Origin of the sequence: Facklamia lactis (assembly GCF_015863205.1) — a bacterium.
GTDB classification, from domain to species: Bacteria; Bacillota; Bacilli; order Lactobacillales; family Aerococcaceae; genus Facklamia; species Facklamia lactis.
The window spans coordinates 47,753-72,082 of sequence record NZ_JACBXQ010000006.1; the positions used below are offsets into that span (position 1 = coordinate 47,753).

General features: G+C 36.2%; 25 protein-coding genes, 1 tRNA gene and 1 other annotated feature (1 of these 27 running past the window's edge). Of the genes, 7 read left to right on the forward strand and 19 right to left on the reverse strand.

Annotated features, from left to right (window positions below):
* Positions 1 to 15: 15 nt before the first annotated feature.
* The 5 genes from tkt to HZY91_RS09495 form a co-directional block, all read right to left on the reverse strand.
* Positions 16 to 2,019 carry a transketolase gene (tkt, locus tag HZY91_RS09475; protein ID WP_197116027.1) on the reverse strand — a complete coding sequence of 668 codons (2,004 nt, stop codon included), beginning with the start codon at positions 2,017 to 2,019 and terminating at the stop codon, positions 16 to 18.
* 79 nt (positions 2,020 to 2,098) lie between these two features.
* Positions 2,099 to 2,908, reverse strand: coding sequence for a hydrolase (locus tag HZY91_RS09480; protein ID WP_218957790.1), 810 nt, complete (start codon positions 2,906 to 2,908; stop codon positions 2,099 to 2,101).
* 81 nt (positions 2,909 to 2,989) lie between these two features.
* Complete coding sequence (locus tag HZY91_RS09485; protein WP_197116028.1) at positions 2,990 to 3,982, reverse strand: aromatic acid exporter family protein; 993 nt, start codon at positions 3,980 to 3,982, stop codon at positions 2,990 to 2,992.
* Positions 3,983 to 4,104: 122 nt separating this feature from the next.
* Positions 4,105 to 4,836 carry a peptidoglycan editing factor PgeF gene (gene pgeF / locus HZY91_RS09490; RefSeq protein WP_197116029.1) on the reverse strand — a complete coding sequence of 244 codons (732 nt, stop codon included), beginning with the start codon at positions 4,834 to 4,836 and terminating at the stop codon, positions 4,105 to 4,107.
* A 20-nt stretch (positions 4,837 to 4,856) separates the two neighbouring features.
* On the reverse strand, positions 4,857 to 5,483 hold the full coding sequence (locus HZY91_RS09495; RefSeq protein WP_197116030.1) for an NUDIX hydrolase: 627 nt from the start codon (positions 5,481 to 5,483) through the stop codon (positions 4,857 to 4,859).
* 183 nt (positions 5,484 to 5,666) lie between these two features.
* Here HZY91_RS09495 and HZY91_RS09500 point away from each other — a divergent pair, with 183 nt between their 5' ends.
* A complete protein-coding gene (locus HZY91_RS09500) occupies positions 5,667 to 5,936 on the forward strand; it encodes a type B 50S ribosomal protein L31 (RefSeq protein ID WP_197116031.1) in 270 nt (89 codons plus the stop codon).
* A 136-nt stretch (positions 5,937 to 6,072) separates the two neighbouring features.
* On the opposite strand, the gene HZY91_RS09505 is transcribed toward HZY91_RS09500, so the two are convergent.
* On the reverse strand, positions 6,073 to 7,089 hold the full coding sequence (locus HZY91_RS09505; RefSeq protein WP_197116032.1) for a hypothetical protein: 1,017 nt from the start codon (positions 7,087 to 7,089) through the stop codon (positions 6,073 to 6,075).
* Between the two features lie 240 nt (positions 7,090 to 7,329).
* On the opposite strand from HZY91_RS09505, the gene HZY91_RS09510 reads away from it, so the two are divergent.
* The 3 genes from HZY91_RS09510 (at position 7,330) to HZY91_RS09520 (ending at position 10,517) form a co-directional block, all read left to right on the forward strand.
* Positions 7,330 to 7,845 (forward strand): GNAT family N-acetyltransferase, encoded by a 516-nt coding sequence (locus HZY91_RS09510; protein ID WP_197116033.1) that lies wholly within the window; start codon positions 7,330 to 7,332, stop codon positions 7,843 to 7,845.
* 293 nt (positions 7,846 to 8,138) lie between these two features.
* Positions 8,139 to 9,761 carry an ABC transporter substrate-binding protein/permease gene (locus HZY91_RS09515; protein ID WP_197116034.1) on the forward strand — a complete coding sequence of 541 codons (1,623 nt, stop codon included), beginning with the start codon at positions 8,139 to 8,141 and terminating at the stop codon, positions 9,759 to 9,761.
* Complete coding sequence (locus HZY91_RS09520; RefSeq protein WP_197116035.1) at positions 9,762 to 10,517, forward strand: amino acid ABC transporter ATP-binding protein; 756 nt, start codon at positions 9,762 to 9,764, stop codon at positions 10,515 to 10,517.
* A gap of 72 nt (positions 10,518 to 10,589) precedes the next feature.
* Here HZY91_RS09520 and HZY91_RS09525 read toward each other — a convergent pair whose 3' ends face one another.
* From HZY91_RS09525 to HZY91_RS09560, 8 genes are all read right to left on the reverse strand, one after another.
* Complete coding sequence (locus tag HZY91_RS09525; RefSeq protein ID WP_197116036.1) at positions 10,590 to 11,711, reverse strand: zinc ribbon domain-containing protein; 1,122 nt, start codon at positions 11,709 to 11,711, stop codon at positions 10,590 to 10,592.
* A gap of 11 nt (positions 11,712 to 11,722) precedes the next feature.
* Positions 11,723 to 12,205, reverse strand: a complete 483-nt coding sequence (locus tag HZY91_RS09530; RefSeq protein ID WP_197116037.1) for an aminoacyl-tRNA deacylase — start codon at positions 12,203 to 12,205, stop codon at positions 11,723 to 11,725.
* A gap of 115 nt (positions 12,206 to 12,320) precedes the next feature.
* The gene (gene rho, locus HZY91_RS09535; RefSeq protein ID WP_197116172.1) at positions 12,321 to 13,595 is read right to left on the reverse strand and encodes a transcription termination factor Rho; all 1,275 of its coding nucleotides are present in this window, start codon (positions 13,593 to 13,595) and stop codon (positions 12,321 to 12,323) included.
* 22 nt (positions 13,596 to 13,617) lie between these two features.
* The gene (murA, locus tag HZY91_RS09540; RefSeq protein ID WP_197116038.1) at positions 13,618 to 14,886 is read right to left on the reverse strand and encodes a UDP-N-acetylglucosamine 1-carboxyvinyltransferase; all 1,269 of its coding nucleotides are present in this window, start codon (positions 14,884 to 14,886) and stop codon (positions 13,618 to 13,620) included.
* 30 nt (positions 14,887 to 14,916) lie between these two features.
* Entirely contained in the window at positions 14,917 to 15,759 is an 843-nt protein-coding gene (locus HZY91_RS09545; protein ID WP_197116039.1) for a hypothetical protein, read from the reverse strand.
* A 158-nt stretch (positions 15,760 to 15,917) separates the two neighbouring features.
* Entirely contained in the window at positions 15,918 to 16,571 is a 654-nt protein-coding gene (gene rpoE / locus HZY91_RS09550; protein WP_197116040.1) for a DNA-directed RNA polymerase subunit delta, read from the reverse strand.
* A gap of 36 nt (positions 16,572 to 16,607) precedes the next feature.
* A complete protein-coding gene (locus HZY91_RS09555; RefSeq protein WP_197116041.1) occupies positions 16,608 to 17,027 on the reverse strand; it encodes a DUF1934 family protein in 420 nt (139 codons plus the stop codon).
* Positions 17,028 to 17,057: 30 nt separating this feature from the next.
* Positions 17,058 to 17,130, reverse strand: a tRNA-Arg gene (locus HZY91_RS09560).
* A gap of 112 nt (positions 17,131 to 17,242) precedes the next feature.
* Here HZY91_RS09560 and HZY91_RS09565 point away from each other — a divergent pair.
* Genes HZY91_RS09565 through HZY91_RS09575 form a run of 3 tightly spaced genes read left to right on the forward strand, consistent with a single transcriptional unit; the run spans position 17,243 to position 19,942 of the window.
* Positions 17,243 to 18,100: a lipoate--protein ligase family protein gene (locus HZY91_RS09565; protein ID WP_197116042.1), complete on the forward strand. Its 858-nt coding sequence runs from the start codon at positions 17,243 to 17,245 to the stop codon at positions 18,098 to 18,100.
* Between the two features lie 17 nt (positions 18,101 to 18,117).
* On the forward strand, positions 18,118 to 19,521 hold the full coding sequence (locus tag HZY91_RS09570) for an HD domain-containing protein (protein ID WP_197116173.1): 1,404 nt from the start codon (positions 18,118 to 18,120) through the stop codon (positions 19,519 to 19,521).
* Positions 19,522 to 19,531: 10 nt separating this feature from the next.
* Positions 19,532 to 19,942: a bis(5'-nucleosyl)-tetraphosphatase gene (locus tag HZY91_RS09575; RefSeq protein WP_197116043.1), complete on the forward strand. Its 411-nt coding sequence runs from the start codon at positions 19,532 to 19,534 to the stop codon at positions 19,940 to 19,942.
* A gap of 40 nt (positions 19,943 to 19,982) precedes the next feature.
* Here the strand turns inward: HZY91_RS09575 and HZY91_RS09580 are convergent, their stop codons facing one another.
* The 5 genes from HZY91_RS09580 to HZY91_RS09600 all read right to left on the reverse strand — a co-directional run bounded on the left by HZY91_RS09580 (position 19,983) and on the right by HZY91_RS09600 (position 24,164).
* Positions 19,983 to 20,606: a sugar O-acetyltransferase gene (locus HZY91_RS09580; protein WP_197116044.1), complete on the reverse strand. Its 624-nt coding sequence runs from the start codon at positions 20,604 to 20,606 to the stop codon at positions 19,983 to 19,985.
* A 59-nt stretch (positions 20,607 to 20,665) separates the two neighbouring features.
* Positions 20,666 to 21,310 carry a DUF3021 family protein gene (locus tag HZY91_RS09585; protein WP_197116045.1) on the reverse strand — a complete coding sequence of 215 codons (645 nt, stop codon included), beginning with the start codon at positions 21,308 to 21,310 and terminating at the stop codon, positions 20,666 to 20,668.
* Positions 21,311 to 21,439: 129 nt separating this feature from the next.
* Positions 21,440 to 22,306, reverse strand: coding sequence for a MetQ/NlpA family ABC transporter substrate-binding protein (locus HZY91_RS09590; protein WP_197116046.1), 867 nt, complete (start codon positions 22,304 to 22,306; stop codon positions 21,440 to 21,442).
* Positions 22,307 to 22,375: 69 nt separating this feature from the next.
* Entirely contained in the window at positions 22,376 to 23,116 is a 741-nt protein-coding gene (locus HZY91_RS09595; protein ID WP_197116047.1) for a methionine ABC transporter permease, read from the reverse strand.
* Complete coding sequence (locus tag HZY91_RS09600) at positions 23,109 to 24,164, reverse strand: methionine ABC transporter ATP-binding protein (RefSeq protein ID WP_197116048.1); 1,056 nt, start codon at positions 24,162 to 24,164, stop codon at positions 23,109 to 23,111. The genes HZY91_RS09595 and HZY91_RS09600 overlap by 8 nt, the downstream gene beginning before the upstream one ends.
* A 42-nt stretch (positions 24,165 to 24,206) precedes the next feature.
* Positions 24,207 to 24,330, reverse strand: a binding site (T-box leader) (it continues 144 nt past the right edge of the window).

Here is a 24,330-nt window from a genome sequence, read left to right on the forward strand (position 1 = left end):
GATAAAAGATCTCTATTATCCGTTGAATTTATCTAAATAGGCTTGAGCAATCTTATCAGCAGTAAAGCCTAAATACTCCACTACTTCTTCCCCTGGTCCAGAAGCTCCAAAGCGATCAATACTGAAACTTAATCCATCAAGACCTACATACTTAGCCCATCCATAGCTCGATCCCATTTCGATTGATACTCGATTTCGAACATTATTCGGCAGGATCATTTCACGATATTCAACATTTTGTTCATCAAAAATATTTTGTGAAGGCATAGATACAACAGATACATTTACTTTATTATCTGCTAAAATTTTTTGTGCTTCAATCGCAAGGGCAACTTCTGATCCAGTCGCAATTAACAGTCCATCAGGTTGATCCGTTTGAGCTGGAGAAATCACATAAGCGCCTTTACGAACTCCTTCTTCAGCTAACTTTTGTGAGTTTGATAAGACAGGCAAATTCTGACGGCTGAGTACTAATAAAGTAGGACGATCCTTGGATTCTACCGCAATCTTCCAAGCAACATAAGTCTCATTAATATCTGCCGGACGTATAACATTGACATTAGGCATCGAACGAAATGCAGCCAAATGTTCAATTGGTTCATGAGTAGGTCCATCTTCCCCTACTGCTACAGAATCATGGGTCAATACATATGTAACGGGTAATTTAGATAATGCCGAAAGTCGAACGGCCGCTTTCAAATAATCTGAAAATACAAAGAAGGTTCCACCAAAAATTTTGTTCCCTCCATGTAACGTTGCACCATTCATCATGGCTGCCATTGCAAATTCTCTTACACCAAACCAGACATTATTCCCTTGTCGATTCGCCGGCATGTAATCTGAGGACTGTTTAATCATTGTTTTATTAGAACCTGACAAATCAGCAGATCCTCCCCAAAAATAAGGAATTTTTGCTGCTAAAGCTTGGATCGCTTTACCACTAGAAGCGCGACTAGCTTCTGATTTTTCCGAAGCATCCACTAAAGCAAGACCTTCATCATATTTTTCTGGAAGCTCTCCCGCAAATGCAGCTTGCATAGCCTTTGCCAATTCGGGTTCACTTTCTTGATAATTCTCAAACAGCCGTTGCCATTCCTGATACTTAGCTTGCCCTCTCTCAATCACTTTTTCTTGAAACACTTGACATGTTTGTTCAGGAACTGTGAATGGTTCATGATCATATTGATACACAAGCTTCGTTGAGGTCCAATTATCAAGCCCTAAAGGTGCTCCATGAACTTTTGCCGTTCCTTGATCAGGCGAACCAAAACCAATGACAGTTTTAACTTCTATTATAGAAGGTTGGTCTTTTACTAATTTAGCAGCTTCAATTGCCTTTGTAATAGAGTCCAAGTCATTGCCATCTTCTACTTTTTGATAATGCCAATTTTGACTTTCAAAACGAGTCTGAATATTTTCTGCAAAGGCTTGATCCAAATCACCATCTAGAGAAATATCATTAGAATCATAGAGGAAAATCAACTTTCCTAGTTGCTGGTGCCCTGCATAAGAACAAGCCTCATATGAAATTCCTTCCATTAAATCGCCGTCACTCACAATAGCATATGTATAGTGATCAATAATCTGAAATTGATCCGTATTAAACAATGCCGCTGTATGTTGTTCTGCCATTGCCATTCCTACTGCTTGAGCTACTCCTTGCCCTAATGGTCCTGTGGTAGCTTCTACTCCATCCGTATAACCATACTCAGGATGGCCTGGTGTGCGGCTTCCCAACTGTCTAAACTGTTTTAAATCATCCATACTAACATCAAAGCCAGCCAAATGCAAAATACTATATAACATGGCAGAGCCATGCCCTGCCGAAAGAACAAATCGATCGCGATTTATCCATTTTGAGTCTTTAGGATTAACATTCAAATGGTCAACCCATAAAGTATACGCCATTGGCGCCGCTCCCATCGGTAAACCAGGATGGCCTGAATTAGCACTCTCAATTTGATCTACACTTAAAGCGCGGATCGTATTTACTGCAACTTGGTCTTTTTCATCAAACATGAATTTGCTCCTTTTTATTCTTATAATATAGTGTCTTCTTTATAATTATAGCATCTTTCCCTGAATAAGTTTAAACATACTAAATATTTTCACGATATTTCACCATTAATTCAGCAAAAATATCTGCAGATGTTGGTGGCGTATAAGTAATAGCATTGGCTCCTGCGTGAATCGTCTCCAAAATCGTCGATCCTGTTGGACCTCCTGTGGCAATAATCGGAACCACATCACCAACTTTCTGTCTAATCATTTTGACAATTTCAGCAGTATGGGCTCCTCCCGATACATTCAACATATTTGCCCCCGCATTTAACTTCCCAATAAAATCATCTTTATCACTTGAAATGGTCGCAATAATGGGAACATCTACAACCATGGCAATTTGACTAATAACCTCATTCGCCATAGGAGAATTGACCACCACTCCAAAAGCACCCGCTTGCTCTGATTGAAAAGCTAGATTAACACTACGATCTCCTGTCGTGGTGCCCCCTCCCACACCTGTAAAAACTGGAACGGAAGAGGAATTAATGATCGATTGAGTAATCGTCAATTGTGGCGTAAAAGGATAAACAGCAATCACCGACTGAGCATTCGAATTTCTAATGACTGCTACATCCGTCGAAAAAAGTAAAGATTTAATTCGATGACCAAAAACACGAATTCCCGATGCTTCATATATTTCTTCGGGAACCTCAACAATTCGCTTACGAAGTTCAGAAGCATATTCTGGCACATGCTTCCTAATCTGCGGCTTCACATTTTTAATCACAACTTTTGAATGATTAGTCTCATCAAGCTCAGTTTGTACCGATTCATATGTATAATTTTTATCAGTAAAGTTAGTCATAAAATCTTTTCGATCAAAGGGTTGTTCTTTATTTGGCATAAGTACCTCCTTATTAATTAGCAACTTTCAATGACTCATAGATAAGTATATAATTTTTAATCATTTTTGGGTAGAAAGCCCTTAATAATTATGGACATCTTCTTGATGTGTCTGATAAAAAGTATGTTTTATTTCCAAAAAAGATTCAAAAGATCTGAGCATTTGATATAAAATTGCCCGACTTTCAAATTCTTCTCTACTTTTCGGAAGTGGGCTACGTTTAAAATCTTGATCAAGATATCCTAGAATTTTCAATAATTCTTTGCCTGTATTCTTCTCATCAAACTGTGTAGCGGTTGTGGATAGTAACATCGCCAACTTTTGATTTGCATGAGTGGAAAGTTGCAGATGAGATAAATTATGCACCATATTAACTAATTGGTGCATTTGTCGCTTCCTCATTTCATAATATTGAATAAAGTAATCATTTTTTATATAAATTTGATTATCATATTCTTTTATTGCTAATTTTCGCAATATTTCCAAACGGTCATTCATCATTTGAAAAGAAAGAAAGAAACGTTCCTTTTCATCTTGATTGATTCCTTCAGGATGATCTTCGATAACTTGGGCAAGATGCCAAAGAAAATTCTTCATTTGATTTTCAAAATTTTTAATTTCATTTTTAATTTGATCTACATAGGAAGGAACCCAACTCGCTACTAAAATAGCCATTCCTCCTCCGATAACCATCAATAACAAACCATTCATTTGCCATTGCCAACTCACACTTTTCGCAAGGTAGAAATGAGTCACTAAAACCGTACATGGGGCTATCCCCATTTCAAGATGGGTCATGAAAGCTAACAATATATAACAAATTAAATAAAGACTAAAAGCGAGTAAGTTAAATCCAAGTAAAATAAAGAAAATATACGCTAACAAAAAAGCTAAAGCAGTAGATAATAGTCGGGCTTGAACGGTTTGAAACGTAGCAATCCGGGTATCAATCACATTTAGAATCGCAATTACTCCAGCTGTCATTGGATTTTGTAGCTGAAAAGACTGCGCTAACAAAATTGCTAATATCGTAGCCAACGTAATCTTGACAGCTCGAAAAACTATCTCCTTCATGAACTATTTACCTCCTTTTAATCCAAGTTCGACCCCTTCCTTACATCATTGTATAGTAACTTCTCTTGCTATGAAACATAAAAAAGGATCCTAGACACTCTGTCTAGGACTCTCAAAAATTCTTATCTGATCATTGTAAACAGTCCATTACATTGATAATTATTTCCTTCTCGTCTCGCTGAATGAAGTCTCGCATCTGTAAAAGTAGATTGTTGAGAAACTTCTATTTGCTGATTCAATAATCCTGCTCGCTTCAATAGTGAAACATTCGCTTGCTGCATGCTCAGTAAGTACTTACCAGAATGCTGTCCAGCTTTAAAGAAACGATCTCTATCTTCAAAAGACTCAAAAGCTTCATAAACTTCGCGACCCACCTCATAATTAGACTGATCAATCGAAGGGCCGACATACGCAAAGATATCTTGTAGCTGACAATCAAATTGCTTTTGCATCTTTCTTAATGCTTGGATCGAGATACCCTTTACGGTGCTTCTCCACCCAGAATGCACAATCGCTTGTACCTTCTTTTGTGGGTCAAATAAGACCACTGGGGTACAATCAGCGATCTTTACCATCAAAACAATTCCTTTGTGATCCGTCATAAGCCCATCAGTTTCAGGGAATGTCTTGCCCACAATATAATCTTGTCCACTTATTCCATCAGCATATTCTACACGACACCCATGAACTTGATTACAGGTATATACCTCATTATAATTAAATTCCCCTTCTGATAAAGCACGATCAATTTCTCGACCAACCTCTTCTTCGCTTGTATTGGTAGCCCGAAACCCAAAATCAATTCCTGCTAAAAACATCTGTAACCCTTTTTCTTCTAATAAAGTAGATACCATCATTAACCTCCGAAAATCATTTACTTACTATAACCCCTTAAGATTTCAATAAAACGATGCGTCATATTGGCAGTATATCCCCACAAAAATTCTCCATTAGGTAAATCGTAAAAAGGAATCTCACGATTTGTTGACCTAAAATTATAATTTTTGCCATGGGCCATCAAATGGTATGGGAAGCCTTCAATAGTCTTCGTTATAGTAGTCGCATTATAATAAGTTGGTTCATTCGCCAAAAGATAGTTTAAAGGAAGGGTAAAGACATAGTCAACCTCTAAGTCATTGGGACCTATTTTATTCACTTCAATATCATGAATAATACCTACAAAACAATAAACAATTACCCTTTCATTGACAATATAGTCTATTTGTCCGATAACCTCAATCTTTTCTTTCGAAATCATTAATTCCTCACAGCACTCTCGAACAGCTGCTTCTTCAGAACTTTCATTACTTTCAATTCTTCCCCCTGGAAAAGAAGTATCTCCGGGCTGAGAAATATTCGAACTTCTAACTTCATACAAAACATGCCATTCGTCTTGATGAAAAACTAAAGGCAGTAGTACTGAATATTGACACGGTTTTCTAATCGGTTCAGGTAAATAATCTCGTATTATCTTACGAAAAACACTTTCTTTAAATTTCAAAAAGATCCCCCTTTCATTACAACTTCCTTTTATTATAGCACAAAAGCTTCGAAACTGAGATATATTTATTGTTTTTTTGCCTTGCGCTCTAATAAAAAATCTGATATTATGCTTGTGTTGCACTTAATGCAAGAATAACTGTAAGTTAGCAAATAATTTACGGCAGAAAGGAAGTATACACATATGAAACAAGGAATCCATCCAGATTACCATCCAGTTGTGTTTATGGATACTTCAACAGGTTACAAATTTTTATCAGGATCTACTAAATCATCATCAGAAACAGTAGAATGGGAAGACGGAAATACTTACCCATTAATCCGTGTAGAAATTTCATCTGATTCACATCCATTCTATACTGGACGTCAAAAGTTCACTCAAGCCGATGGTCGTGTCGACAAATTCAACAAAAAATTCGGTTTCGCAGACAAGAACGCAAAGCCAGAAGAATAGTCTTATTATATCAACATTTAAAGCACCTTCTATGCAGAGTAGAAAGTGCTTTTTCTTTTTTAACTAAGGTCAGCTACATAACTATTCAAAAAACATCTTTCACATCCAACGCAGAATTAGGTTTTCAATCGTTTGTTTATTGCATTGTCACATTAAGCTCTCTGTCAACCATATACTTTGCCACCGTACCACTTCCACCATTTTTCTTTAAGCTGACAGAAGATAAAACAATCAAATAACTATCTTCGGTTTCGATATACTCATTCATTTCCATTTTTATATCTTCTGGATTATATCCTTCTTTATCCATAATAGCTTTAAAGGCTTTTTCAGGGGTAAAATCATCTTCTTCATCTGCTAAGTCAGATTCTTCATCAGCGGATGGTGTATTTTGATTTTGAGGGCTATTTCGTAATACTGGAATTTCAAAACTAGAAGGGATCGCTTGATAAGGATAATTATTTTCTACCTCTATTCCATACAGAATTGAAAAATTATAAGGAGTCAATGCTATATCTGGCCTATTTGTTTGAGTAACTTCTTGCGTTTCCAAATTATATTGATATTCAGCAAAAGGAACGGCCTTTTCTAAATATTGGTTCACTGTCATAGTAATAATAGGCCCCTCTTGAATAAAATTATTATAAACGTATGCCTCAAGAGCCATTCCATTATTAAGCGCCACTTGGCTAATTAATTCATAAAAATCAGGATCACTCGATGCTAAATGATCAGAAGATTCTATCATTTCAACCCAATTTGATTGCGTTTTTCCTTCTATTCCCTCGTTATTCGTTTGAATGAAAAAACATAGTTCCCGCACACTATTAAGCGCTTCTATTTCTTCAGATGTCAAATCAGGCGTCATCCTTTCAAAAACAAAAGTATGAGAATATATATTTTGTACTGTTTCTGCATTACTGTTTTCTTTTAGTTTATCAATAAAAGCTTGTAATTGTGGATTAAAAGTTGGTTCGCCACTATAATCAGGTGCTTCTCTTAACAATTCCTCAGTGGTTTTGTCTGAAGGCTCTAATTCTTTCAAAATAGAGCTCCAATTACTTTCTACCACTTGTTCTTCCGCTAATATACTAATAGGTTGACTTCCAATCAATACACATAACGCTACTAAAAATACCGATATCTTTTTCATTTGATCCTCTCCTTGTATTTTGATGTCCTAACTATACCAACTAATAGTGAACAAACTTAGACTTTAGTCCTTAAAAATTACTGAAACGGTATTCGTTTCACCCTCTAACTTCTAATGTTTTATGATATATTAAGACTACCCCATTGATGGAAAAACTTTATAAATGAAACATCTATAATATTTATTCTAATAGAATTTTAAATAGCTTTAGTTGATTCTTAAAGAAAATGAGGAAAAACGATGAATGAAATCATTATGAGAAAAGCACTTCATAGCGACATCAATCAAATAATTGAGATTTGTTCCAACAGTTACCTTGATACTTATCATCTAATTTATACTAGAGAGGAAATTAATTCTGTTATTTCAGAATTTTATAATGAAAATAGAATAAAAAAAGAAATTATAAATAATAATAGAGAGTGGCAAGGTTATTATGTAGCAGAAACAAATAAAAGAGTTGTAGGATGTATTGGGGGTGGAATGATTTCTAATAAAGATGCAGAGATATTTGTTTTGTATTTAGATTTAAAATACAAAAATCGTGGAATTGGGACGATGTTAATTAGGTTTCTGACCACTATCCAAAAAGAAACATACAATGCAAAAAAACAATATGTATCAGTCACCCAAAGTAACCTTTCAGCAATAAGATTTTACGAGAAAAACGGTTTCAACATCATTGGAATTAGTGAAAATATCTTCCTAGAAAAAACGCAGGAAAAAAATTTTCGAATGGTCCGGCAAATTGTTTAGTTGGACTGATCATGTAAATTTAGCTTTTACATGATGCAGTTACACAAGCAAGAGCGTAAAAACAAAAGAATATTCTTAAACAAGCTGAACTTACAGCCCTTTCTATTTTAATATAGAAAGGGCTTTTCATTTAGCATGATTCTCTCTAATACTTTATTGATTAACTATTTCATTAGCCCTTCTACTTTTATCTTATCAATTCCAGAGAAAGTCAATTAAAATGCTCAGAGCCCCTACTAAATCCCCTTAACATTTGGTAAAATAGCGTTACCATTAACGATAAGAGGTATCCTATGAAAATTTATACTAAATTAATTCTAAGTTTAATTGCTTTCATTCTATCCAATCTATTTGTTCCGCACATTTCAGCCGAAGAAAGAACCTATACAGTAGGAACGTCTGGCTTAACCAAACCCCTTAACTATTTTAATGAGCAGAAAGAACTAACGGGCTTCGAAATTGATTTGTTAAAAGAAATTGATCAAAGACTCAAAGATGTCAAATTTGAATATGAAATTTCCGAATATTCTTCTTTATTTGCAGGCCTAGATTCTGGTCAATTTGATCTCCTTTCCAATAATCTAGGGGAAAACCCAGAACGGCGGGAGAAATTTTTATTTAGCCTTTATCCTTATGTTATTACACATAACGTACTCATCACTTCCAAAGAAGCTCCCGATGGTCTGACAATGGAAGACATGGCTGGTAAATCTTTCGGAGCGGTCCCCTCCTCTCCTTTAGCATTATTCTTAGAAGAATGGAATAAACAAAATCCAGACTCTAGCGTTAAAATCGTTTACGCAGACTCTGACCCCTCTTCTTTGATTAGAGACGTCTATAACGGACGCTTAGATGCAACCATATATGCCACAACCTACCTGAATGATGTCGAAAAATCATTTGGAATTGAACTAAAGGCACACACCATTCAAGATGAGGAAAAAATCCGTATTCCTGGCTCTTACTTCGTCTATACCAAAAACAATATAGACTTGCGTAATAAAATGGATCAAGCAATTGCTGAAATGCGCGAAGATGGTACACTCAGCAAGATTTCGTTTAAATACCTTAACCAAGATGATACTCAATTAACACCAAACATTATAGAACGAAATCAAGCTTTTGAGAAAGAAGCTAATCTAGATAAGACTCACTCTGACACAGCCGCTAATAATAAAAAAGATGGCAAGCTATTCTCGGTACAAGCGATTCTTGAGGCCCTTCCAACGATCTTCAGAAAGTTACCCATCACTTTACTGATTACAGGAATCGCTGCATTGATCGGAATAAGTCTGGGATTTATACTTGCTCTCATTAAGATTGAAAGAACCCCTATACTATATCCTATTGCAAATATATTTGTTTCATACATGAGAGGGACGCCTCTCTTAGTTCAATTATTTCTTTCTTACTATGGTTTCCCTTTAATTATCCAATGGTTAAATCGCCTATTCAATCACAATTGGAATATCAATCAAATTCCAGCGATCATCTATGCCTTTATCGCCATGGGTCTCTATGAGGCTGCCTACAATTCGGAAACCATTCGTTCTGCCCTTCTCTCTGTTAATAAAGATGAAATCCAGGCAGCTGAATCAATCGGCTTAACCAAAAAACAAACCATGTGGCGAATTATCATCCCTTCAGCTCTGATTGTTGCCATCCCTAATTTAGGGAATAGCCTCATCAGTCTCCTTAAGGGAACCTCATTGGCTTTTACTATCACTGTTATTGACATGATGGGGCAAGCCAAAATAGTCGCAGGCTCTAATCTTAGATTCTTTGAAAGCTATATTGCCATCTCGCTAATTTATTGGAGCTTGTGCATCATGCTGGAATGGATTTTCAAAAAATTAGAAGCTTCTTTTAATGTTGAAGAGAAGTCTCATAAGCAAATTCGAGAGCGAGGTATCTAGATGTTATTATTAGAAAATTGGTCAAAATCATATCATAAAAGACTCGTATTGGACCATTTAAATATCCAAGTAGATACAGGAAACGTCTTGACCATTATTGGATCTTCGGGCTCTGGTAAATCCACCTTACTTCGAACCATTAATTTTCTAGAACCGGCAGACGAAGGACAAATCACCCTTCAACAACAAACACTTGATGTTCAAACAGCCAGTCATAAAGAAATTCTAGAATTACGCCGACGTACTGCGATGGTATTTCAAAATTATGCCCTCTTTTCAAAGAAAACAGCCCTAGAAAATGTAATGGAAAACCTAGTAACGGTTCAAAAACTTAACAAGCAAGTAGCTCGTGACAAAGCAATGAACTATTTAGAAGAAGTTGGGATGCAAGACTATTATAATCGTTACCCTCACCGTTTATCAGGTGGTGAGCAGCAAAGAGTAGGCATCGCACGAGCCTTAGCCATTGAACCCGAAATCATCTTACTTGATGAACCGACTTCTGCCCTAGATCCCGAAATGGTTAGCGGTATCTTAGATCTGATTCAATCCATTGCACACAAGGACACCACCATGATTTTAGTAACTCATGAAATGCAATTCGCAAAAGAAGTATCTGATCAAATCATTTTTTTAAGCCAAGGTCGCATTCTAGAGCAAGGTTCACCGCAAAAAATCTTCCTTCATCCCAAGGAAGAGCGCACCAAAGCTTTTCTTCAAAGCTTTAATCGAAATAGTCACTCACCTCATAAATAACAAATCAGACATATCATCATTAAAAAGGCTTCAACCTCTTGTCCTAGGTTAAAGCCTTTTAGTCTACTCTTTTTAATTTAACTCTGCTTGCCTAATTTGTTCTTGCAACGCCGCATCATGACTAAAATCTAATTCTAGTTTGTCCCCTTCCCTTAATCTAACTGCAATAGGAGACGACTCCATTAAGACGTCATTATACTTCGCCTTGATACTAATTTCAAAACTTTGCCCAAGATAACCTGATAATGCTATTTTATCTTGTTGATACTCTTGACCATCAATTTGATAAGAAACCAGCTCAAAAGGAAGACTCGATCTAAAACCAGATTTCATCTTATTGACGGAAAGTTCATTGTCTACTGGAGTCAAAGATAACCGATGTCTAAAAGTTTCAACCTGACTATAATCTAAATCCATCAAAACCTCCTCTGAACTCCCTTTATTCTTAAATTGCAAAATCACCTCTTTGATTCTGGGTTCAATAAAGATGCCCCCATCTTCTGCTACTGATTGATCTTTCTGTCCTTCCGCTATTAACTTTAGATCACGATAATTATTGGATAAGGAAAAATTAATAGATAGAGGAATAAACTGAACTTTATATTTAGGAAACAGAAAAAAATATCGACCTTGTACTTGATTCTTAAGTATCAAATGATCTTGATAGGCTATTCCCTGCTCCAAACTTCCCTCTTCTAATAACGTTAACATGTCAAGTCCAGCTTGCTTATAATGTTCAATACTCGCTATAATATCCTCTCCAGTCCAAGCTGATGTCGAAATTGGACTCGTCACCACAGTAGCTGCTTGGTCATAATCTTGCTTTTCCATGGCTTTAAGAAATCTTTGACTAACCGCAGACTGAGAGTGATTGAAATAATAATTTCCTATTAACATAACAAATGATAGCCCCATCAATAAAATCCCTATCAATTGTTGTCGATTAACTTTTACATTATTTATTGAAGGAGTTTCCACATCTTCCTCCTTGTGATAGCGATCCATCCGAGAAACCACTAATTCCTCTTCCTTTCGCTGGGACTCCTGTCCCTCTTGTTCCACTTGTTGATTATTTTGATCAACTTTTACTGGCTCTTCTATTTTAAGAGCATCGTCTTCTATTAATCGCCCACATTCACTACAATATTTAGCTTCATCATAATTTTCATATAAGCACTGAGAACATTGCTTCATGATGCCACCTCCTAGTCCATACTCATTAAATCTTTTATTTCTATTTTTTTAACAGCTTGTATATCATCCAACCTCACTCCAACTGAATGACCAACTTGTCCTGCTGAGAAAATAATCATTTCATATAAACAAGCTGTCTCATCAATAACCGTTTGAAATTCTTTTTTCATGCCGATTGGTGAACAACCACCGTGAACATATCCGGTCAAAGATAGCAATTCTTTTTGTTGGATCATTTGAATACTTTTCTCTTTTACAGAATTTGCTGCTTTTTTCAAATCTAATTCTGCTTCGATTGGGACCATAAAGACATAATGTTCTTTTGATTTTCCTACGGTCACTAATGTTTTAAAAATCTGTTCCTTTTCCATTCCCTCTTGTAAAATTTGTTGTTGAACAGTCTGTCCCGAACTATCATCACCCTGCCAAGCTCGATAAGGAATGTTATGTAATTCTAATAACCTCATGACATTTGTTTTACTAACTTTTCCCAACTTCCTCACTCCCACTATTATTATACGATACTACTTATAATGATTAACGACTATTCTGTGAAATTTTTAGACAAAAAAGCGTCGTTTCATCAACATGAAACGACGTACAATAAAATTATTTATTTGATACTTTAGATAATTGTTCAAAAAAGGTTTCGTTGTTATCAGTCTGTCGCATCATCTGAATCAATTGCTCAGTATATTCTAGGCCATCAGTTTGCATCATTTTTCTTAGTTGCCAGATTTGGTTCAATTGGTGCTCTGGAATTAATAACTCTTCCTTACGTGTTGAAGACTTTTTAATATCAATTGCGGGGAAAATGCGGCGCTGTGAAAGCTCTCTTGATAAATGCAACTCCATATTCCCTGTTCCTTTAAACTCTTCATAAATAATATCATCCATCCTAGAGCCTGTCTCCACCAAGGCTGTAGCCAATATGGTTAGAGAACCTCCCCGCTCAATATTACGAGCAGAACCAAAGAACTTTTTAGGAAAATAAAAGGCAGCTGGATCAAAACCTCCACTTAAGGTTCTACCACTTGGTTTCACCACTAAATTATATGCTCTAGCCAAGCGTGTGATAGAATCCAAAAGGATGATCACATCTTTTCCGTCTTCTACCAGCCGACGAGCATGTGATAAAACTAAATCAGCAATCCGCACATGATTATGTGGCTTTTCATCAAAAGTAGATGAAGCGATTTCTGCTACAACAGAACGTTCTATATCCGTCACTTCTTCCGGTCGTTCATCTATCAGCAAGATAATCAATTCTGAATCAGGATAATTCGCTTTAATCCCGTTAGCGATCTCCTTAATAATCGTTGTTTTTCCTGCTTTTGGTGGGGCTACTATCAACCCTCTCTGCCCAAAGCCAATTGGAGAAACAACATCAATTAAACGATTCGATAAAACATTTTGCTTATATTCTAATCTTATTTGCTGATCAGGATAAAGCGGTGTAAGACTTGCAAAGTGATCCCGACTAATTGCTTCTTCGGGCTCTTTCCCATTAACGGTAGTAATCTGCATCAACCCATAATAACGCTCACTAGCTTTTGGAGGACGAGCAGGCCCGCCTACACGATCACCATTTCGTAATGAAAACCGACGGATTTGAGATTCAGATATATAAATATCTTCACGGCTAGGCGAGAAATTAATGGGACGAATAAAAGCCGATGTATTTCCTTCACTACTCGCTGAAATATCCAAAATTCCTTCTACTTCAAAAAAACCCTGTTTCTCTTCTTGAGTTCGCATCACAGCAAGAGCGAGCTCTTTTTTAGATAATTGACTAAAGTCAGGAATATTGAGCTCTCTTGCATACGCATAAAGTTCTTTTACTTCTTTATTCAACAAACTCTCTAGTGAAAAAGCATTCGTCACTTTTTTTCCTTCTTTCATAGCCTTATTCAACTGTATCGTCTTCAATCATTTCAATATCTGCTCCCACGGATTGTAACTTTTCGACAATATTTGAATAACCACGAAGAATATTATCGACACCTGTAATTTCAGTTTCTCCATTAGCAATCAAACCAGCGATCACCAGACAAGCACCCGCACGTAAATCACTCGCTCTAACAGGGGCTCCAGTTAATTCGGCCGGTCCCTCAATCCGAATGATATCACCATCGACTTTAATGTCAGCTCCCATTCGATTTAATTCTGGAATATGTTTAACTCTCTGTGGATAGATTGTATCTGTAATGGTTCCTTTCCCTTTTGCCTTCGTTAAAAGAGGCGTCAAAGGTTGCTGTAAATCAGTAGCAAAACCTGGATAAGGTTGTGTTTTAATTGAAACCATGTTTAAATCATCTGATCGGCCAACCAAGATACTATCTTCACCGATCTCCATTTTGGCTCCCATTTCATCTAATTTAGCAATAAAACTCTCGATGTGTTCAAAAATCACATTATTAATTTTCACTTCATGTCCCATCGCTACTGCCGCAGTGATATAAGTGCCCGCTTCAATCCGATCTGGAATAATAGTATGTGTCGTTCCATGCAATTGTTCAACACCTTCAATTCTTATAACTGAAGTTCCAGCACCTCTAATTTTAGCTCCCATTTTATTGAGCAAAGTTACAACATCAATAATTTCAGGCTCACGAGCGGCATTTTCAATCACCGTCTTACCTTTTGCCCTCACAGAAGCTAAGATTGTATTAATCGTTGCCCCGACGGACACAACATCCAAATAAATTCGAGTGGCTATTAACCCGTTCGGAGTCGTTAGCGTTATGACACCGTATTCGTCTTCAACTTCAGCACCTAATGATTTAAATGCTTTAACATGCTGATCTATCGGACGGGGCCCTAAAAAGCATCCACCTGGCAAACCAATAACACCTTCTCCAAATTTAGAAAGGGTTGCCCCCATAAAGTAATAAGAGGCTCTTAAACTTTGAATTTTACCAGTCGGCATCGGGATTGACTGCATTTCTGAAGGATCAATTTTTAGAACATTATTTTTAAAAGATGTTTTGACATTAAATTCATGTAAAATCTCTATTAAAGAATGCACATCTTGAATATCAGGAACACCCTCCAGGACTACTTCAGAGTCTGCCAAAATAGCAGCAGGTATTAAGGCAACCGTAGAATTTTTTGCTCCATTGATATTAATTTCCCCATTTAGAGGTTTCCCTCCACGAATGATCAACTTTTTCATAAACATAGACTCCTTTATGAACACTTTTTATTATTTTGTCATTTTAATATAAGAATTTTTTAGTTCTTTTTCAATTTCATTATCTATTATAACCATACTTTGCCATTGCTTAGCAGAAGTAAGGCCGGCTAAATTAATTAAATTTACTAATAACTGATGAATTTGTTTAGCCTCCATACCTACTCGCTCTTTTAACCAATCATCATTCACATATACAGATTCATGTGCCACAATATTTCGGGCATATTTTTCAATTTTGCGCATTTGATCAGCAATTTCTAATATTTGTGGATTTTTTACATGGTCTGTAATTAATTTGACAAGGTGACTTGAAGAAACATAATGATCATAATTAAAAAAATCTCCATAATAATGTTTCCAAGTACTTTTTATCAAGTTAGATTTAGCCTCAATCAAAGGCTCATTCCACTGTAGTCCACGATAGAGAGGGTTACCATCAGAAGTTTCCTTAATCACTTCACAAAGATAGCGATCAAGATCTGGAAGAACGGTTGCTTCAAGCACCAAGCGTAGCACATCAACTAATAAAGGGGTTAAAGCTCTTAAATAATCATCATATTCTCTCAATTCAATCTTAATAGCTAGACTTTGAGCAGAAGAATAAACTCTCTGTTCTAGCTTTCCTGGTTGAGTTAGAAAGTCCAATTGAAGACGAGGTGCGATCAAATTAATTGTTTTTAAATCCGTATGCTTATAGGCATGACCCAACTCCAATAAGCCCTCTATCCGATCATTGCTCCACTCTTTATATATGTGGATATAATCTAGCATGCTATAATATTGTTGGTGTTTTAGCATATGCTTCAACAAAGTAAAATTAACACTTTCACTTTGATCATTTTCAAGCGCCACTATTCTTTCACCTCGTTTATAGATTATAGGCGTATTCTATCATATTGCCCTATGACTTTCGAACAAATCCATTTCTTTGTTATAAAATAGTAATCTAATAATTAGAAAATCTAAAATCCCATCCTACTCTATCAGTAGGATGGGATTTATTTAATTAATTAATCCTCGTCATCCACATCTTCTTCGAATGAATCGTCTTCTTCCTCAAGCTCATCATCAAGATCTTCATCGACTTCATCAAATTCACTTTCTTCATCAATTTCCAGATCATCATCACCTAATTCAGAGAGATCACTTGCATATTCATTGAGCTCTTCATCTTCATCCACTTCTTCTACATCGGCAACCAAGATTTCGATTGGCTCCTCTTCCTCTTCTTCATCCTCTTCGTCTCCATCATATTCATCATAAGCATGATCACCGTCTTCAGGATCATCATCATTGTAATCAATCATGTCATCTGAATCATCAGCAAACGCATTAACTTTACCTGATTTTTTCTTACGACGCTTAGTGGTCTCCTCTTCAGATGAGGTAATAATTTCCTCATCAATTTCATCAATCGCATACCAAGCTCGTAATCCCCAGCGATTATCTCCCAGAGAAATAAAGCGTCCATCAATATTTAAATCTGTATAAAAACGAGTCATTTTTGATTCAATATATGTTTCGGATAAACCTAAATAGTTTTGGATTTCTAATAACAATTCAGTAAAATCCACTACTTCGCCACGATCTTCTAATATAGCATGAGCTACTTCGATTAAAGAAAGCTCCTCTTTTAATTGTCCTTCAAAACATTTCAATTCCATGCTTATCCCCCTTAATACTCATTATTATAGTACCATTTAATCCCAATATTTCAATTGAAAATCATATTCTCCAATTTGTTTGTCTTGCAAATAAATTTGATACTGAATGTGAATAATTTGATATGAATCTTCCTCGCAAACGTCAAGCCCTTTAGTATAAACTTTTAATTCCCAGACTCCTTGAGGTGTTTGATAGGAAGTATAGGTTATGTCACCTTCTTTAAAAGAAAGAGAATACTGTGGTTGGTGAATTTCAACTTTATATTGATTCTTTATGGTATCCCTAAACCACTTAATCGTTATTTCTAGCCCATCCTTATCGAAATATTGAATTCGACTGTATGTTGATAAAACAACTAAATCAGCATGACTTCGGTGCTGCCAAGTATTATGCTCCTCTTCATTCATGTATCTAATGCTTTGATCAACATTTAAATTCACTTTCTTCCGATACATACCATCCCTCATTTTAATCGTATATTAAAATACACCAGGACGGACTCGAACCATCATCTTTCGCTTAGGAGGCAAGTGCTCTATCCTGTTGAGCTACTGGTGCATATTGGCATTCTATCTTTATTTATAGACTTTCATACTATTATAAAACAAAATTTGATATAATCATAGTGTTAGAAACCTTTATAATATATCAATTTGAGGAGTGCTCGTCAATGGCAGAAATTAATCACAAAAAAATTATCTCAGATCATCAATGGCTAATCTTTTCGGAATCAGACAATCCCGATCGTCATAAACGTGATTCTGCTCTGGCATATCAAGACTCTTTTTTACGTTACGTCTTATCCCTGAATGACCAAAAGCAAACACAAGCGCCTTTTGGAATCTTACATTTTTATCCAATCTTTCAGCCCACCATCTATCTAGGTGCAAAAGATAAATTATTGCCTCACTTTCCGGCAGCTATCCAATACCTTAAAAAAAATGGCTATACGGTCTCGCTTAGACCTCATGGTGGCCTAGGCGTCGTCGAAGATAGTGGCATCTTAAATTTTGGATTGGTTACAGATAATCGCATTATTAATTTATCCATTGAAGAAGCCTACCAAGTTATCATTGAACTTGTGCAAGACTCTTTGAAAGACTTCTCTTTAAAAGTTGATGCCTATGAAATCGAAGATTCCTACTGTCCTGGAAAATATGATATTGTACTTGAAGGGAAAAAAGTTGGAGGTATTGCTCAAAGGAGATTCAAGCACGCAGTTACCACAGCTGCTTATATTGGGATCTCTGGTGACCAGAATCAAAGGGGAAACTTAATGAAAGAATTTTACCTACAAGGTGGTGCTGATCAGCGTTTCCCTACTATTAACCCTGATTCAATGACAACTCTGGAAAATATATTAGGATCCAACATCCAATTGGAAGAATATATGCAACTACTAATAGATACCCTTCACCAATATTCCTCAACAGAAAAAGGAAATTATCATGACCCTACATTAAAACAAATATTTCAGCCTTTGTACCAAAAAGCATATCAAAGAAGCGAAAAGATCCAAAGTCAATAAGCAAGGAGTTCTCTATGATGACATCATTTCAATCTAAACTCGCTCAACAAAAACTCAGTCGTGAAAAAGTTTTTCGAGATCCTGTCCATGATTATATCCATATTCGAGATAAAATCATCATAGATCTCATTGACACCCGCGAATTTCAACGTCTAAGAAGAATTAAACAGCTTGGGACCTCTTCGTATACTTTTCACGGAGCTGAACATTCACGTTTTAATCATTCACTAGGTGTTTATGAAATTACTCGAAGAATTATTAGCCAATTTGAACGCAATTACCGTTCTTCCTCTCCTTATGATGGCCTCTGGCAGCCTGAAGAATGGATGGTCGCCATTTGTGCAGCTCTACTTCACGATATTGGGCACGGGCCATTTTCACACACTTTTGAAACCATTTTTAGTACTGATCACGAAACTTTAACTCAACTCATCATTACCTCTCCAGAAACGGAAGTCAATCAAGTACTTAGACGATTAGGTAATGATTTCCCGCAAAAAGTCGCGAGTGTCATTAACAAAACTTATCCTAATCAGCAAGTTGTTCAACTGATTTCCAGTCAAATTGATGCAGATCGAATGGATTATCTGCTCAGAGATGCCTTTTATGCAGGGGTTTCATATGGAGAATTTGATCTAACCAGAATTTCTAGAGTAATTCGCCCCTTTAATAACCGGATTGCTTTTGATTTTTCTGGAATGCATGCAGTAGAAGATTATATTATGAGCCGCTATCAAATGTATATGCAGGTATATTTCCATCCTGTTTCTCGTGGGATGGAACAAGTTTTAAAAGGTCTCTTTGCCCGAGCACGAGATTGTTATAATCAAAAAAATCAATGTTCCAAAATGAAAACACCGATCAAATTGTTAGAACCCTTTCTTAATAATCAGTGGACCTTAAATGATTATTTAAAACTTGATGATCATATTATGAATGCTTACTTCAATCAGTGGGCAGAAGAAGATGATGTAATCCTCGCAGACTTGGCCTATCGTTTCTCGAATCGCAAACCCTTTAAATCTATTATTACCAACGAAGAAGAGCGAGACGCTTTAAAAGAAGCGATCTATAATGAATTATTTGAGGCAGGCTTCAATGGCAATTACTATCTCAATGAAGATTCTAGTTTTGATCTTCCTTATGATTACTACCGTCCTTATCACAATAGCCAAAAAGTCCAAATTGATTTAGTTACCAAAACTAATCAAGTAGTTGAACTTTCTCAAGTTTCCAGCCTCGTTAAGTCTCTGACAGGACAGGTAAGAGGCGACCATCGCATCTTCTTCCCTAAAGAATTAATTAATCATTTAAATAAGATACCTGCTGATCAATTATCCGAACGGCAAAAAATGATTCTAGTTGCCTACATCAATGAGCGCCACGATGTCACTCATAATATACAAGAAAGACTATTCTAGAGGTGAGAACATGCAAAAGGAAAAATCGTGTGGAGCTGTTATTTATTTTTCAAAAGAAAAAACACCCTACTTCTTGCTTATTCAGCACAAAAATGGTGGGCATTGGTCCTTCCCAAAAGGCCATGTAGAGCCAAATGAGAGTGAAGTTGAGACAGCTTTAAGAGAAATAAAGGAAGAAACAGGGTTAGAGGTAAAATTAGACACCTCCTTCCGAGAATCCACTACTTTCTCGCCTAAAGAAGGTGTCATGAAAGATGTTATTTATTTTCTAGCATGTGCAAATAATCCAGAGGTCATTCAACAAATAGAAGAAGTGACAGATTCAAATTGGCTCAATTTTGAAAAAGCGTTAAGCACTTTAACTTACTCTTCTGACAAACAAATTTTAATTAAAGCTAAACAGCATTTAGAAAATATTTAAAATAAATTTTCTAACATTCTGAATCTTTCTTAACCCACATTTATTCTTCATTGCTATCGCTAGACTTAAAATAGTCAGCTTCTAGTTGTTGCCAATAACTTTGATCGCTCTCTGTCAGAGGTCGGATGACTCTACAAGGATTTCCTACGGCTATCACATTATCTGGAATATCTTGGTTTACAATTGAGCCAGCTCCTATTATAGTGTTTGAACCGATTGTAACGCCTGGAAGAATGGTGGAGCTCCCTCCAATCCATGTACCTGAACCAATCTTTATGGGCAAGCCATATTCCAAGCCACGATTTCTGACCCCTGCATCTAACGGATGAGTAGCTGTATACAAATTAACACGAGGTCCAAACATTACATTGTCACCAATCTCAATGGTCGACACATCTAAAAAAATGCAATCGTAATTGCAATAAAAATTATCACCTAGGCTTGTATTCACGCCATAATCGATAAAAACAGGAGCTTGGATGGTTACATTTCTACCTACTGAACCAAATAACTGTGTCATAAGCCCCTGTTTCTCATCAACTTGCTCATCAGTTAGCTGATTATATCTATTCATTAAATTTCTTTGTTTTAAAGACAGCTGCTTTAATTCTGGCTTTGATGCGTCGTACAATTGACCCCTAATCATTCGTTCAAATTCCGTCATTTTTACACCTCGTTCAATAAAAACCACTTATGAAGTGATTCATAAGTGGTTTTTATCATCTAATATTCTTCATTATTTGCATCTGTTCTTTTAGAATCCATCTGATGATCCACTTCTGTATCATCTATTATCTCATCAATCGGCTCATCTTCATAATGATATTCTTTGATTACAATCTGATCATCATGACTTGATTCAATTTTTTCGTTATCTACTTCTTCTGATTCAATAAAAGGTTCTTGTCTTTCTATTGAATCTCTCTCCACGTCTACTTGATCATCAGGATGTGCAACTGCCCCTGTTACCGCATCATATTCTTCTGGTTGATCAACCACTTCTTTTTGCTGAGAAGATTTCTTTTTATTATTCATTAAATATTGATAACCAATATAAGCTAATAATGCTAATCCACTCAGAATCAATATCCAAGTAAAGACCTGTCCCCAGTTAATCTGTATCCAATTATTAAACAGCGCTACAATTAGAATGGCTAAAGCAGAAAAAGCTAAATGAGTTCCTAATTTTTGGCTAAAGGCCATCGAACGAATGTTATAAATTAAGAATAACAATCCAAGGATTACTCCTAAAATAAGAATCGATAAAAAAGTATATATTTGTGGAACTCCCCAGTTCGAATAGAGCCCATACACTAATAAGGTAGCTAATAATCCATACTGTATTAATGATCCAACTCGTTTAAACATGATCTTCCTCCTTATTGACTACTTTTCTTGGCTTAATTATAACATAGCACCTTCAAATTTAGCGGCCTAACGAACTAAAAAATACAACTATTTGAAAAATATTGTGTACAAAAAGTAAGAAACAGTCCATTATTCCTTACTTTCAAGTTCCAACGGCAACTGATCCGAATCAGACCAAGCTGGTACATCGGAACCATTCGATACTTCAGTTAGTTTATTAGCAGTCGCCTCTGATTGATACAATTCCACTATTTTATGATAGAGGGGATTGTCTCTATCCTCTGAACGAACAGCAATAATATTTTTATATATTTCAGATAAGTCTTCAATTTTTTCAGCATCATTAAAAATAGCTTGTTCATCTGGCAACTGTGCATCTCTTGCAAAATTGTTATTAATCGCGGCTGCTACAACATCTGGTAAAGCTGTTACAAGTTGACCCGCATCTAATTCTTCAAACTCTAATTGGAAGTCATTCTTGCTTATATCACGTACAGTGGGGAGTACACCTGATGCATCATCAACCTCAATAATCCCAGCTTTCTCCAGCGCTAATAAGGCTCGTCCACCGTTAGTAGGATCATTCGGAATTGCAATAAGATCTCCTTCTTGCAATTCATCTAAAGATTTAATATTTTCCGCATAAATTTTCATTGGCGCCACATAGGTATATCCAAGAGCTTGAAGTCCCCCACCATTTGAAGCGTTCCAATCATTGAGGAATTCAACATGCTGAAAGGCGTTTAAATCTAAAGAGCCATCTGCCAAGGCCACATTAGGCTGTACATAATCATTAAATAAAACGATATCGATCGTGATTCCTTCTTCTAAAGCTCGTTCCGCCACGTCTTTCCAAACTTCTTCTTCGTACTCTGAAGCTACTCCTACAGTAACGGTCTCTCCATCCCAGTCTTTATCTACTTGAGCTGAAATACCAGGAACCAGTATCAAACCAACAGTCAATAGCCCCCATAAAGATTGAATTATTTTTTTCATATTAAGTCTCTCCTTTAAAATATAATTATTTCCCTATTATTCCTACCATTTCTTAATAACGATATCCCATCATTTTTTATGATCTGTCATTTTAATTAGCAAATTAAAGGTTGCTTGACTCACAAAAACAATTAATAAGATAAGAACTGTTGCCACCACAATCACATCCATACGACTTCGCTGATAACCTCGAGCAATCGCAACTGTTCCCAATCCTCCACCACCCACAGCTCCTGCCATAGCTGTTAAACCAATAACGTTTATGACTGTTGAGGCGGAAACTCTTAATAATGCAGGCAAACCTTCTCTTAAATATACTCTGAAGATAATATCTAGGGGGGATGACCCCATTGCTTCTGCCGCTTCTATCACTCCCGGATCAACCTCTAATAAGGCAATCTCTACTTGTCGCGCAAAGAAAGGGATGGTACCTACAATAATTGGAACACTTGCAGCAGTTGCTCCAATAGAAGTTCCCGCAACAATTCGAGTGAAATTGACTAAAAGCGCCAATAATATAACAAAAGGAATCGAGCGAAAAATATTGATTAATGTATCGAGTGCTTTATAAAAACCACGATGAGGCAAAAGTCCCTTTGGTCCGGTTAAAGTCATCATAATTCCCACTATTAAGCCAATAACTCCCGCAATTACGACTGTTAATAATAACATATAAAGCGTTTCAACAAAGGCAACTGCAAATTCATCTAATAAAGGCCAGGCATTAGGCAATAATTCTTCCATTTTTGCTGAAAATCCTGGAAAAGAATCTGTCACCGCATCATACCATTCCAACTTTAAATTATTCATAAGCTCCCTCCCTTCTGTCATTGATAATCTCTATACTTACTTTACGTTTGTGGAGATATTCTATGGCTTCTTCTAATGCTTTTTCTTCTGCTTCAATTGCAACTAACAAGTTTCCTACAGGAACGCCTTGAAGTACTTCCACATTACCATAGAGAATATTCACTACCACATTAAAGTCTTTTACTAATTGAGCAATTAATGGTTGCGTTGTATCTCGACCAACGTAGGAAATGCGAGCAATCTTTTGATTTTCCAAGAAGTTACTTTGGCCTCTCTGATCTAAGACCAACTTAATTTCTCGATCAAAATGAGTGGCTGTATCAATAAATTCTTTGGTTAAATTATTTTGAGGATTGGTAAAAACATTCACGATTGAGCCCTTTTCTATAATTTGTCCATTCTCCATAACAGCTACTTTCTGACAAAGTTTTTTTACAACTGCCATTTCATGAGTAATAATCACAATGGTTAAACCTAAGTTCTGATTTAAATCTCGTAATAAATCCAAGATAGACTGCGTTGTTTTGGGATCTAAAGCGGATGTGGCTTCATCACAAAGCAGTATATCTGGATCATTGGCCAATGCCCTAGCAATCGCCACTCTTTGCTTTTGACCGCCCGATATTTGGCTCGGATAGGCATCTTTTTTATCAAATATTCCCACCAATTCTAATAAGCTTTGAACTTTTTCGTCTTTTTCTTTTTTACTTAGGCCTGAATCTTTTAAAGGAAAGGCAACGTTCTCGGCAATCGTTCGAGATTCCATTAAATTAAAATGCTGAAAAATCATGCCAATTTTCTTTCTAGCTTTTCTTAATTCCTTGGCGGACAAGTCTAACATGTGTTGTTTATTTACCTGAACATTTCCTTTACTAGGTCTCTGTAATAAATTAATCGTTCTCACTAATGTTGACTTTCCTGCACCTGAATAACCTACTATTCCATAAATTTCCCCTGCTTCAACATGCAAATCGACATTTTTTACAGCCTTCACTAATCTTCCATCGTCACCTTCAAACACAACCTCAATATTCTTTAAATCGATCAAATGATCCCTCCTTTTACCCAAACAAAAAAACTCTCCTCCTGTTTAAAGGACGAGAGTGCGAATTCGCGTGGTACCACCTTATTTCGTAACTATATCGCTATAATTACCTTATCCAGTACTTACTTTACATTTAAATAAACGTATAATACTGCTGCTTCTGTAACGG

What these genes read in the sequence shown, in the direction of transcription:
- tkt (WP_197116027.1), bottom strand. Translation starts at nt 2,019, where the DNA reads ATGTTTGATGAAAAAGACCAAGTTGCAGTAAATACGATCCGCGCTTTA.
- HZY91_RS09480 (WP_218957790.1), bottom strand. Translation starts at nt 2,908, where the DNA reads ATGCCAAATAAAGAACAACCCTTTGATCGAAAAGATTTTATGACTAAC.
- HZY91_RS09485 (WP_197116028.1), bottom strand. Translation starts at nt 3,982, where the DNA reads ATGAAGGAGATAGTTTTTCGAGCTGTCAAGATTACGTTGGCTACGATA.
- pgeF (WP_197116029.1), bottom strand. Translation starts at nt 4,836, where the DNA reads ATGGTATCTACTTTATTAGAAGAAAAAGGGTTACAGATGTTTTTAGCA.
- HZY91_RS09500 (WP_197116031.1), top strand. Translation starts at nt 5,667, where the DNA reads ATGAAACAAGGAATCCATCCAGATTACCATCCAGTTGTGTTTATGGAT.
- HZY91_RS09505 (WP_197116032.1), bottom strand. Translation starts at nt 7,089, where the DNA reads ATGAAAAAGATATCGGTATTTTTAGTAGCGTTATGTGTATTGATTGGA.
- HZY91_RS09510 (WP_197116033.1), top strand. Translation starts at nt 7,330, where the DNA reads ATGAATGAAATCATTATGAGAAAAGCACTTCATAGCGACATCAATCAA.
- HZY91_RS09515 (WP_197116034.1), top strand. Translation starts at nt 8,139, where the DNA reads ATGAAAATTTATACTAAATTAATTCTAAGTTTAATTGCTTTCATTCTA.
- HZY91_RS09520 (WP_197116035.1), top strand. Translation starts at nt 9,762, where the DNA reads ATGTTATTATTAGAAAATTGGTCAAAATCATATCATAAAAGACTCGTA.
- HZY91_RS09525 (WP_197116036.1), bottom strand. Translation starts at nt 11,711, where the DNA reads ATGAAGCAATGTTCTCAGTGCTTATATGAAAATTATGATGAAGCTAAA.
- murA (WP_197116038.1), bottom strand. Translation starts at nt 14,886, where the DNA reads ATGAAAAAGTTGATCATTCGTGGAGGGAAACCTCTAAATGGGGAAATT.
- rpoE (WP_197116040.1), bottom strand. Translation starts at nt 16,571, where the DNA reads ATGGAATTGAAATGTTTTGAAGGACAATTAAAAGAGGAGCTTTCTTTA.
- HZY91_RS09555 (WP_197116041.1), bottom strand. Translation starts at nt 17,027, where the DNA reads ATGTATCGGAAGAAAGTGAATTTAAATGTTGATCAAAGCATTAGATAC.
- HZY91_RS09565 (WP_197116042.1), top strand. Translation starts at nt 17,243, where the DNA reads ATGGCAGAAATTAATCACAAAAAAATTATCTCAGATCATCAATGGCTA.
- HZY91_RS09570 (WP_197116173.1), top strand. Translation starts at nt 18,118, where the DNA reads ATGACATCATTTCAATCTAAACTCGCTCAACAAAAACTCAGTCGTGAA.
- HZY91_RS09575 (WP_197116043.1), top strand. Translation starts at nt 19,532, where the DNA reads ATGCAAAAGGAAAAATCGTGTGGAGCTGTTATTTATTTTTCAAAAGAA.
- HZY91_RS09580 (WP_197116044.1), bottom strand. Translation starts at nt 20,606, where the DNA reads ATGACGGAATTTGAACGAATGATTAGGGGTCAATTGTACGACGCATCA.
- HZY91_RS09585 (WP_197116045.1), bottom strand. Translation starts at nt 21,310, where the DNA reads ATGTTTAAACGAGTTGGATCATTAATACAGTATGGATTATTAGCTACC.
- HZY91_RS09590 (WP_197116046.1), bottom strand. Translation starts at nt 22,306, where the DNA reads ATGAAAAAAATAATTCAATCTTTATGGGGGCTATTGACTGTTGGTTTG.
- HZY91_RS09595 (WP_197116047.1), bottom strand. Translation starts at nt 23,116, where the DNA reads ATGAATAATTTAAAGTTGGAATGGTATGATGCGGTGACAGATTCTTTT.